The 11,120-nt window shown below is 30.7% G+C and carries 12 protein-coding genes and 1 pseudogene; 1 reads left to right on the top strand and 12 read right to left on the bottom strand.

What is annotated here, in order from left to right; genetic code table 11:
- The 4 genes and pseudogenes from BN350_RS20985 to BN350_RS11490 form a co-directional block, all read right to left on the bottom strand.
- Positions 1-596 (bottom strand): annotated as a pseudogene (locus BN350_RS20985) (ATP-binding protein); the annotation flags it as partial.
- Between the two features lie 43 nt (positions 597-639).
- A complete protein-coding gene (locus BN350_RS11500) occupies positions 640-2,004 on the bottom strand; it encodes a PFL family protein (protein ID WP_028043725.1) in 1,365 nt (454 codons plus the stop codon).
- 11 nt (positions 2,005-2,015) lie between these two features.
- Positions 2,016-2,288, bottom strand: coding sequence for an ACT domain-containing protein (locus tag BN350_RS11495; protein ID WP_028043724.1), 273 nt, complete (start codon positions 2,286-2,288; stop codon positions 2,016-2,018).
- 96 nt (positions 2,289-2,384) lie between these two features.
- Positions 2,385-2,699 carry a PTS sugar transporter subunit IIB gene (locus tag BN350_RS11490; protein ID WP_028043723.1) on the bottom strand — a complete coding sequence of 105 codons (315 nt, stop codon included), beginning with the start codon at positions 2,697-2,699 and terminating at the stop codon, positions 2,385-2,387.
- 312 nt (positions 2,700-3,011) lie between these two features.
- Between BN350_RS11490 and BN350_RS11485 the strand changes: the two genes are divergently transcribed.
- Positions 3,012-3,542: a metallophosphoesterase family protein gene (locus BN350_RS11485; RefSeq protein WP_028043722.1), complete on the top strand. Its 531-nt coding sequence runs from the start codon at positions 3,012-3,014 to the stop codon at positions 3,540-3,542.
- 413 nt (positions 3,543-3,955) lie between these two features.
- Here BN350_RS11485 and BN350_RS11480 read toward each other — a convergent pair whose 3' ends face one another.
- From BN350_RS11480 to yqeH, 8 genes are all read right to left on the bottom strand, one after another.
- A complete protein-coding gene (locus BN350_RS11480) occupies positions 3,956-4,294 on the bottom strand; it encodes a helix-turn-helix transcriptional regulator (protein WP_028043721.1) in 339 nt (112 codons plus the stop codon).
- A 115-nt stretch (positions 4,295-4,409) separates the two neighbouring features.
- Positions 4,410-6,755 carry a U32 family peptidase gene (locus BN350_RS11475; protein ID WP_420885238.1) on the bottom strand — a complete coding sequence of 782 codons (2,346 nt, stop codon included), beginning with the start codon at positions 6,753-6,755 and terminating at the stop codon, positions 4,410-4,412.
- 26 nt (positions 6,756-6,781) lie between these two features.
- Positions 6,782-7,480, bottom strand: coding sequence for a 5'-methylthioadenosine/adenosylhomocysteine nucleosidase (locus tag BN350_RS11470; RefSeq protein WP_028043719.1), 699 nt, complete (start codon positions 7,478-7,480; stop codon positions 6,782-6,784).
- Between the two features lie 2 nt (positions 7,481-7,482).
- Entirely contained in the window at positions 7,483-8,196 is a 714-nt protein-coding gene (locus BN350_RS11465; RefSeq protein ID WP_028043718.1) for a class I SAM-dependent DNA methyltransferase, read from the bottom strand.
- Positions 8,193-8,540: a ribosome silencing factor gene (rsfS, locus tag BN350_RS11460; protein ID WP_028043717.1), complete on the bottom strand. Its 348-nt coding sequence runs from the start codon at positions 8,538-8,540 to the stop codon at positions 8,193-8,195. The genes BN350_RS11465 and rsfS overlap by 4 nt, the downstream gene beginning before the upstream one ends.
- Positions 8,541-9,641 carry a nicotinate (nicotinamide) nucleotide adenylyltransferase gene (gene nadD, locus BN350_RS11455; protein WP_028043716.1) on the bottom strand — a complete coding sequence of 367 codons (1,101 nt, stop codon included), beginning with the start codon at positions 9,639-9,641 and terminating at the stop codon, positions 8,541-8,543. It lies immediately after the preceding gene.
- Entirely contained in the window at positions 9,638-9,925 is a 288-nt protein-coding gene (yhbY, locus tag BN350_RS11450) for a ribosome assembly RNA-binding protein YhbY (RefSeq protein ID WP_028043715.1), read from the bottom strand. The genes nadD and yhbY overlap by 4 nt, the downstream gene beginning before the upstream one ends.
- A 16-nt stretch (positions 9,926-9,941) precedes the next feature.
- A complete protein-coding gene (gene yqeH, locus BN350_RS11445; protein ID WP_028043714.1) occupies positions 9,942-11,042 on the bottom strand; it encodes a ribosome biogenesis GTPase YqeH in 1,101 nt (366 codons plus the stop codon).
- Positions 11,043-11,120 lie beyond the last annotated feature (78 nt).

Below are 11,120 nucleotides of genomic sequence, written 5' to 3'. Positions count from 1 at the left end.
CGTTCTTTTTGAATTTCATAACCAATAAGTTGGTCTAATGTATTATTCCCAATATGATCGATTGGGATAATTGTATCATTTAAATAACGAAAAGCTTTATTTAATCCATACTTCCCTACCCCATAGTGATTGTAATGATTATATAATATATTATAAAATTCTTCCACTGATGTGCTCTTAGAAAGTTGAAATTGTAGATGTGTCAGTAAATCAAAAATTTCTTGGTTCACAATAGGTTTACTATGTGGAAAATCATAAAAAACATCTTTATATAAAGAATCTAAAAAAGAAAAATCATAATGAAACATATGATAAAGTAATGATATATCATTCATGATTACTTGTTTGAATGGATAAGATATATCTTGTTTACGTTCCAGCGAAAGCGTAAAAGGATTTTCATGATGGGCCAAAAGATAAGTCATCAAACTTTGAAATAAGTGTCCATGTAGATCATATGTTTCAGTTAACTGAAACATTAATGATATAAATTCATCTTCACTTAATAAAGATTTATTCTGAATGAAAGATAAACATTTATAAATATCATTATCATCTGTTAAATTTCTATAAATAATCAATTGATCTTGTTGCATATGTATCCCTCTTTCTGTAAAAAAAGACGATATCATCGCCTTTTTAATTTTTAAAACTATGAATTGGTGCAGGAATTCGTCCTCCACGATCTATAAACTCATCACATGAAAATTGATTCACAGGCATAATTGGAGCATAGCCTAACAAACCACCAAATTCTACAGTTTCTCCAACATCTTTACCAATGACTGGTATAATTCTCACAGCTGTCGTTTTTTGATTAATCATCCCAATAGCCATTTCATCAGCAATAATTCCAGATATTGTTTTTGCAGATGTTTTACCAGGAATAGCAATCATATCTAATCCAACTGAGCAAACACAAGTCATTGCCTCTAATTTTTCTAATGTTAATGCACCAGCTTCTACAGCATCAATCATTCCTTGATCTTCACTCACTGGAATAAAAGCACCAGATAAGCCACCAACATATGAAGATGCCATAACGCCACCTTTTTTCACTTGGTCATTTAAAATTGCTAGAGCTGCTGTTGTACCAGGAGCTCCTACTCTCTCCAATCCCATTTCTTGTAAACAATCAGCAATACTATCGCCTACAGCAGGTGTCGGAGCCAATGATAGATCAATAATCCCAAAAGGAATATTTAACATTGCTGATGCCTCACGTGCAACTAATTGACCAACACGAGTAATCTTAAATGCTGTTTTCTTAACAATTTCACATAACTCACCAAATTCTTTCCCTTTAGCAGTTTTAATTGCGTTTCTTACAACACCTGGTCCACTAACCCCAACATTAATGATAGAATCTGCCTCACTTACACCATGGAAAGCTCCAGCCATAAATGGATTATCATCTGGGGCATTACATAAGACAACTAATTTAGCACAACCAATTGAATCATTCTCTTTTGTAATTTCAGCAGTATCTTTAACGATCTTCCCAATTAATTTTACAGCATCCATATTAATACCAGTTTTTGTAGATCCCACATTAACAGAACTACAAACCAGTTCAGTTTCTTTCATTGCTTGTGGTATTGAACGAATGAGTAATTCTTCAGCTTTTGTCATACCTTTTGAAACAATTGCACTATATCCCCCAATAAAATTAACTCCAATCTCATGAGCACAACGATCCAATACTTTGGCTATTTTAACAAAATCCTCTGATGAACAACAAGCACTTGCCCCAACAAACCCAATTGGTGTAACAGAAACTCTTTTATTCACAATTGGAATACCATATTTCTTTTCAATATATTCTCCTGTTTCCACAAGATCTTTTGCTACAGTAGTAATTTTATGATAAATGTTTTGACAAAGAACATCAATATTTGCATCAATACAATCCAGCAAACTAATACCAATTGTGATTGTACGTACATCTAAGTTCTCTTGTTCAATCATTTTATTTGTTTCTGCAACTTCAAATAAATTAATCATCTTCATCCTCCTTAGATTCTATGCATTTTATTAAAAATATCTTCGTGCTGTAGTCTAATTGTGACACCAATTTCATCACCTAAAACAGCTAATTGATCAGTTAAAACAGAAAATTCATCTGCTGCATGTGATGTATCAACAATCATCATCATATTAAAATATCCTTGTAAAATTGTTTGAGAAATATCGAGAATATTAATTTGTGCATCTGCTAAATATGTACATACTTTTGCAATAATACCAACTTGATCTTTTCCAACAACAGTAATAATCGCTTTTTTCATTTATAAACCCCTCCTAATATTTTTTAATATTATAGCAAACCTACGTAAAAAAAGAAAGAAAAAAAGGAGCATACGCTCCTTTTTATGGAAATTTAATTATCCTAACATTGCTAAAGCTTTATCAAATACAGCTTTACCATTCATTGTTCCATAATCTCTCATATCGATAACATCAACAGGGATTGGTCCAGCCTTTCTTGAAGCAGCTAATTTTTCAATTGCAGCTTTTTGGAATCTTACTTGTGGGCCAAGTAAAATGCAATCAACTTCTTCTAATACTCTTGGTGCATCAGAGAATGGTAATGCAAAGATTTTACATTCAACTCCTGCTTCCTTAGCAGCACCTTCCATTTTTGTTACTAATAAACTTGTAGACATTCCTGCAGAACATACTAATAAAATAGTTTTCATATTTGTTACTCCTTTTCTAGTTATTTCACTGATATTATTTTACCAACTTTTAGAGCAATTGTAAACACTTACGAGACAATTTTTTTCTATTTCAGAAAATTTCATCAATTCATCAACTGAAATTAAATCAAAAAAATTTTTATTTCATAAAAATTATGTTTTGTTAAATGTTTTATATCAACCATTTTTATTTTATAATAAAATGTACGTGATATAATAAATATTAAAAATGATTTTTTCTTATTAAATTATCATATGAAAAAGTGTATACTAAAAAGAGAGTATCATATTATAAAGAAAGAAGCTGATTTTATGAAAATATTAGTTGTGAGTGATAGTCATTTATTTGGTGATGATTTAAAACGAGTTGTTAATTTGTATCAATTAAAAGTTGATCTGATGATTCATTGCGGTGATTCTTCACTTCCATTAGACGATCCTTTAATCCAACAGTTTGATATTGTAGTTAAAGGAAATCATGATGATGCTATGTTTCCACTATATAAAATATATCAAAACATATGCGTTACTCATGGACAATACTATAGTGTCTACTATGGATATGATGAATTAATTACATTGTGTCAAGAAAATCATTGTCATATATGCTTTCATGGACATACTCATGTTCCAACACATCAAATTCATCAAAACATACATTTTATTAATCCTGGCAGTTTAATGATGAATCGTGGTAGTTATGGATATGGAACTTATGCAATTGTTAATCTTGATAACCAAATCGATGTACATTACCATCATCATCATACAGATAATGTTTGTAGTCATGAAATTCTAGATGAGGGACTAGAATTGTTAGAAGAGTTCAAAACATTATTATAAAAAAACAAAAATATTTATGAGTATTCTTGCTTGATAATATCTCAGCAAATAGAAACAATTCGGTTATCCAAATAACATATTTTTCTCATATATTCAATTAGTTTAAGATGATTAACTTCTTAATACAAAGAGTGAAAAATAATGGTTCTTACTTAGCTATGGGTAATCATAAAATGAGAGGCTTCAATATTATTGAAGCCTCTCATTTTATTTACACCCTAAAGTAAGAAAAAACCAATAATATCCCACCTTTTTATTATAATACCTGTTAAATCATCTCAGTTGGATATTCCAGAATATATTGATCTTTAAAATTTCAGAAAATAAAAAAGAAAGAAAACTCCTAATTCTATAAGAATTTAACTTCTTCTTTATTAGTCATTTGTACTTGTACTTCAAAACAAGAAGAAAGCCTAAATAGTTTTGCTTTTTTCTTCAATTCTCTTACGTTTGTATTCAATAATAAACATGACTTCTTTTAAATCATCATCAGGTAACTCAGTTAAAAGACGGGCAATATTTGCAATATTATAATAATCATATTTTTTGCCACTCATGATTTCTTCAACACTTCGCCCATATAAATGAGATAAGATTTTTAATTCTCCAACTGTCACATCACGTTTACCATTCTCAATATCAGATATTGCGGAATGTGGAACATTAAGATGTGCAGCAACTTCTTTTTGTGTCAAATGCTTGAAGTTACGATAAACTTTCAATCTTTTTGCCAAATCCATATCTATTGACATAAATGCCACCTCCATACATCTATTATATCATTATTCGAAAACGATATCAATTTAGATTTATAAAAAAGTTATTTTATGAAAGACACAAACATTAAATACATTATATAATTCGATATTATTCTTTATAATATCCTGAAGTTGTTTGTATTTTTTCTTTTATGCGACTCTTTTTTTCTTTTTTTAATAAAGAAAGGAAATGATTTATAACAAATTTTGTCAATTCTTGATTTTCATTTGTAAAATGAATGAATATTCCCTGAGCATAACATTGCTCAACTTGAGAAAAATACAGAGTTCGACAGTTTAACAGATGCATTCGGCATTGTTCATCCATTAACAAATCGAATCTTTCATTTTTACGATCAATTAAAGAAAATTGATGGTTTTGACATATATGACATTGCTTTTTTTGATATCCAAAATAATACTGCGATATTGGACAATACTCACTTATCATATTTTCTACTTTACCATAAACCTGAATAATACACTTTGAAAAATCAGTTTTTAATTGATTAATTTGATGAAGTGACATTTCTAATGAAAGGATGTGAGGCTCATGATAATGAGCTGATGCATATGAATTATAAATATTGGCACCCATCCCAATAATTCTCAATTTATCCTTGAAATGATAATATGCACCATAATCATTGACCAATACAGTTGTTATTTTTGAAAAAATATCTGATTGATAAATGTCATCAATTTCTTTTTGTTTAATAGCACGAGGTAATCCTAAAATTAATTCTTTATTGCTTTGTTGACATAACAAATAAGCTTTGTCTATATTGGATTGATAAGGATATATCACAGAATCAATCGGATATTGAATAACAACTTTTAACTGTTCTAATGTAGTGACTTGAATGAAGAGTTTTTTAGAATGTTGTTGAGCAAACTTCTGGCTTAATAATGGTAATGGCTGTTTTGCCATGTGATGAATGGTTTGGTTTGATAACTTATTTTTTAATAGTTCACTGCAATCTCTTCTTAACTGATTGATGACTTTGATAGGAATATTCATATTTTGATCTATATCCAATTGCATATTTTGAGGATAAAATGGTGTATCTTTAAGTTTTGATAGTTGCTGAATAATACGTTGTTGGTTAAGTGGGGTTTTTTGAGCATGCTCAACAAGACAATCTGTTAATAATGTGACTTGATGATCGTTATATTGAAATGTAAGTTTAGCTGGTTGTTGGATTTTAGCAGTAAAAAAGACGTTTATAGGTAACTGGCGGTTTTCTTTTTCATAAGTCTGCTGCATTCTTTTTATAACCGTTGTATCAACTGTTTTACGGACATAACCTTGTGAAACCGGATAATCAAATTCGATTTCAACAATTTCTCCAGGATTCCCCTTTGCAACCAATCGCTGCTGATGATAGATTTTATTAACTGGTCTTCCTTTATCTATGTTTTCAAAAACTATGCTATCTCCTTGATATAAAGGTGCATTCAATTGAATAGAAACTCTTTTTTGATCACGCAAATAACGTATAACTTCTCCAAGAATAACACCTTTATTGCCAGAATAATCTCCATCAACAAGATTTTTATCGTTATTGAGATATCCTGATGTATAATTACGATTAAACATAGCTTTCATATCAGCAATATCACAATCTAATTTTGCTGATATATTTTGATAATAATTATCTATTGCTCGACGATATGCCTTTACAACACTTGCTACATATTCTGGTTTTTTCATTCTTCCTTCTATTTTTAAAGAAGTCACACCTGCCTTAATCAGTTCAGGAATTTGATGAATTGTCATCATATCTTTTGGCGATAGAAGAAATGGATATTTATTATCTAATACTTTACCATCTTTTGCTAGCTGATATTGCAAGCGACATGGCTGTGCACATGCTCCTCTATTTCCACTACGCTTACCAATCATGCTGCTCATCAAACATTGCCCTGAATAACAGACACAAATTGCTCCGTGAACAAAAACCTCTACTTCTAATTTTGTAGATTGGCAGATTTCTTGAATTTCTAATAGTGTGTTTTCTCTCGCTAAAACAATTCGAGAAGCTCCCATATCCTCAAAATAGGCCACTGCTGAGCAATTCATAATAGTCGATTGTGTACTCATATGAATCTCAAAATCAGGATAAACAGCCTGTATAACGTCAAATAACCCAATATCCTGTACAATTAAAGCATCAACCTGATTATTATATAAACAATCAATATAACGAAGTAATTCATTAAATTCCTTGTCCTGGTAAAGTGTATTTACAGTAACATAGACTTTGACATTATGACAATGAGCATAGGCAATTGCCCATTTTAATTGCTGATCATCAAAATTTTTAGCAAAAGCACGTGCATTAAAAAGTGTCCCACCTAAATAAATAGCATCAGCTCCATTTTGAACAGCAGCCACAAAAGCCTCTTGATCACCAGCTGGAGCTAATAATTCAATTTTTTTCAATAATTTCACCTCCAAAAAATAAGCAATAACACAAGTTATTGCTCTAAAGAAGAAACAAGCGCATAGCACATTTGGGCTGATGCCTGACTTGCTTTCTTTAAATATTCATCAAATTGTACTGCATTTTCTCCTTTATGAAACACATCACTCAAAGAACGCGTAATAATAAAAGGAATACCAAAAACATGACAGACCTGTGCAATAGCTGCCGCTTCCATTTCAGCACACATTGCTTGCGGAAAGTGATTCACAATCTGTTCAACCTGTTCATCTTGACAAATAAACTGATCACCAGAGGCAATTAAACCAATATGAGAAGAAATATTTTGTTGCTGAAGAATTTCTTGAACAGATGCAAGTAATGCTTGATCAGCAGTAAAATAAAGTGGCATTCCAGGCACTTCACCATAAACTCTTTGAAAAGCTGTAACATCTACATCATGATGAACAACTTGTGAAGAAATCACAACATCACCAACATTTTGCATTTGTGGCAATAATCCACCTGCTGAACCAACATTAAGAACAAGTCCTACTTCATAATGAGTCAATAATAACGTCGTAGAAATGGCTGCATTGACCTTTCCAATACCACCTTGCAATAAAACAACAGAACGTCCATTCATTGTTCCTTCATAAAAAGTATATTCTAAATATGTTTTCTGTACCTTTAAATCAATTAATTTCAATATTTCAGTTACTTCCTCTTCCATTGCACCAATAATACCAATCATGCTTACTCCCCTTTCTGACATACAAAAATTACTCTCTCACAGTCCTCATGATAATCACCAAAATCACTGTAATATTTAATATCAGAAAAACCAACTTCATTTAACCAATACAAATACTGTGAAACACTATATGTCTTTTGATAATGATCCTCATTAACAATTTCATTTTCTATTTTATCTTCAATATAAATATGATGATGAATATAACCATCATCTAAATTTTCAACTTGCCATTCAAATGCAAATTCATTATCCTCTTCTTTTTCATGATAATCTTTAAGAATAACATTCATCTTATAAAGACTATCTATATCAAAAATAAATGTCCCCTGTTCTTTTAAAGATTGATAAACATTAATAAATGTTTTTAGAACATCTTCTACATCTAATAAATAATTCAAAGAATCACAAAGACATAAAATCAAATCAACCTGATGAGATGTAGAAAAATCACTCATATCAACTCTTTGTAACATCAAATTAACATTTTCTGACATTGCCTTTTGTTTTGTTACTTCTAACATATCAATTGAGAGATCTGTTGCAAAAATATTTTTTTGATCTTTTGCAAATCGAATAGCCATTTCTCCTGTGCCACAACCTAATTCTAAAACCTCATCAAATTGACAATTCTTTATAATGAATTGATAATAATCTTCATAAAACAGAGGATCCATTAGACTATCATAATAATAGGCAAAATTTTCATAACTCATTTAGCAAGCATTCCTTCAACATTAATACGAGGCATATCTCCCCATAACTTTTCGAGATTATAACTTTCTCTCTCACTTGCTTCAAAGATATGACATACAATATCACCCAAATCAATCAATAGCCATTTTGAATTTCTTAACCCTTCAATACTTTTAATTTCATATCCCGATTTATCACATTCATCTTTAATATTTTGACTAATTGCCTGCATCAAACGTTCATTACTCGCTGTGCATAAGACAAAAGTATCAAAAATAGGACTAGCATCACGCATATCAATTGCAACAATATGAGTTGCTAATTTATCATCCATTGCTTTTACTACACACTCTAATTTTGTCATTTATATTTCTCCTCCCGTTACAAAATAATCATAAATTTCATAAAAACACCCATCAATAGGACGCTGTTTTTTTGTTGAAAATTCATAAAAATCAATTAAAGAATCTCTAAATCCCTGATGAATATTCTCCATACAAACCTTGATTTGTTCAGATGAATCATAACCACGTAATGGATCAAGTTTATCTGCCACATATACACATTTACCAATTGGCGAAATATGAACTGATCCAGTTGTATGATGTTCAATAGCCTCTAAAACAATCTCATCATCAATTAAATATTCATGTTCACTCACATAACGTGACACCCATTGATGCCAAATGGCTTTTGGTTTATCCATATATAATGAAAAATGCTGTTGCATAATAAAGGAGGCCTGCTCATCATCCATTTCTTTAGCAATATCATGAAACATTCCAGCAATATAAGCCTGATGAGAATTAAGTCCATTACTTTTGGCAATTTGGGCTGCTAAATGTGCAACGCTACATGTATGTTTCCAACGTTTTTCTTTCATTTTACAAGCGACTATTGTTTCTAGATAAAGTCCCTGACAAGTTATATACTTTAACACACCCGGATTCAGCATTTCTATATGACCATTTCTAACATCACTACTAGAAGCATAAACTGGTTCGTTATTAAGTTGTATGAAATGATATTTTTGAATTGATACCTGATTAATCGGATAACCACCACGTTGGAAGGCAACTAATTGAACCATCTCGCTTATTGCTTCAGCATTTTTCCATTCGCTAAATAGATTGGCCTGATCCATCCCCATAATATATGTATATTGCACTTCAGGATTATCCTTAATCAACTGCAATAAAGTATTATAGGTATAATTTTTTTGTTGTCCTTCGGTATTAATTTCAATGGTGTTTACTGTCATTTGTTTATGTGAACCAATGGCAATTTTTATCATTTCGACTCTTTGTGAAGCACTCGCCCCACTTTCATTTTTCCACGGATTGTTTTTTGTCGGAATAAACTGAATTTCATCAAGCTGTAACTGCTTTAAAGCCATATATGCAATATCAATATGTGCTTTATGGATTGGGTCAAAACTTCCTCCCAATAAACCTATCTTTTTCATGGTAATTTATATATTCCTTTATCAGATGATTTATAAAGGACAATAGTATGACCAATAATTTGCACGACTTCTGACTTTGTTTGAACACTTAATTCTAAAGCAACACTGTGAACATCATCAGGACAACTTTCCAAAAGTTTAACTTTCATTAATTCCTGAGAATCTAATGCCTCAATAATACCTTTTACTTGATTGCTTGTTACACCATCTTTTCCTACCTGAAAAATAGCATTTAAATGATGCGCTTCACTTCTTAAATATCTTTTTTGTTTTCCTGTTAACATATAATTTTCCTTTCTTTTATATAATAGCTTCTCTTATCATAACATTCACATGTGGAGGGGCCATGACTTTCACTTTTCCACCTTGTGAACTTATTGTAATAAATCCTAAACCCGAAATCACAATATCACATTTACCTTTAGGTAATTGAAATTCATATGATTTCATCTGATCAATTGTTTCTATCCCTTCAACTTCATATTGTAGAGTAAGATGTCGATTATACAAATCATCAGCTTTCATTGTTTTCGTTCGATGAATTTTCAAATTTTTTGAAAAATAAGCAATAAAATTAGCTTGTTCTCCAGCAATAAAATCCAAACGTGCTAATCCCCCAAAATAAAGTGTTTGATCGCTATTTAACTGATATATCATTGGTTTTAATTCACTTTGTGGAATAACACTTTTTATATCCTGTGGTCTAATCAGATGTGTCATCTGTGATTCATTAATGATGCCCGGTGTATCATATAAATGGGTATGCTCATCTAATGGTATTTCAATGAGATTTAAAGTTGTCCCTGGAAATTCAGAAACAGTAATTAAATTCTGATTCTCAACATCTGCATAATGCTTTAATAAAGCATTTATAAATGTTGATTTCCCAACGTTCGTTACACCAACAACATAAACATCACGATTTTGACGATGTTCCATAATTGCATCATAAATCATATCTAGATTCAAATGTTTTTTACCACTTGTAATTATCACATCAATAGGTTTCAGTCCTTCTTCTTTTAATTGTCTTCTCACCCAATGCTCAAGTTTTCTTTCTTTAACAGATTTTGGCAAAATATCTCGCTTATTTGCTAAAACAAGAACATCATTAAAAGCTATATGACGCATTAATCCTTGAATAAGACTCCCATTAAAATCAAACAAATCAATCATATAAACAACCAAACAGTCTTTTTCACCAATTTGCTGAAGAATATTTAAAAAATCATCTTTTGTTAATGATGTTTCCTGTAATTTATGATAATTTTTTAGTTGGAAGCATCTTTGACACAATACTTTATCTTTATTCATGGCATTCTTGGGAACATATCCAATATGTTTTTCATTTTCATTTTGAATGATGGCCCCACAGCCAAAACATTTCATCATTTTTTCCATACATACCTTCCTTTTTGACTATTGTACCTTATTTCTTAAGAGAAGAAAAGCCTAAACATAAACATCGACAATTTTCAT

Origin of the sequence: Candidatus Stoquefichus massiliensis AP9 (genome assembly GCF_000455285.1) — a bacterium.
In the GTDB taxonomy this organism is placed as follows: domain Bacteria; phylum Bacillota_I; class Bacilli_A; order Erysipelotrichales; family Coprobacillaceae; genus Stoquefichus; species Stoquefichus massiliensis.
This window is presented reverse-complemented; position numbering and strand designations above follow the sequence as displayed.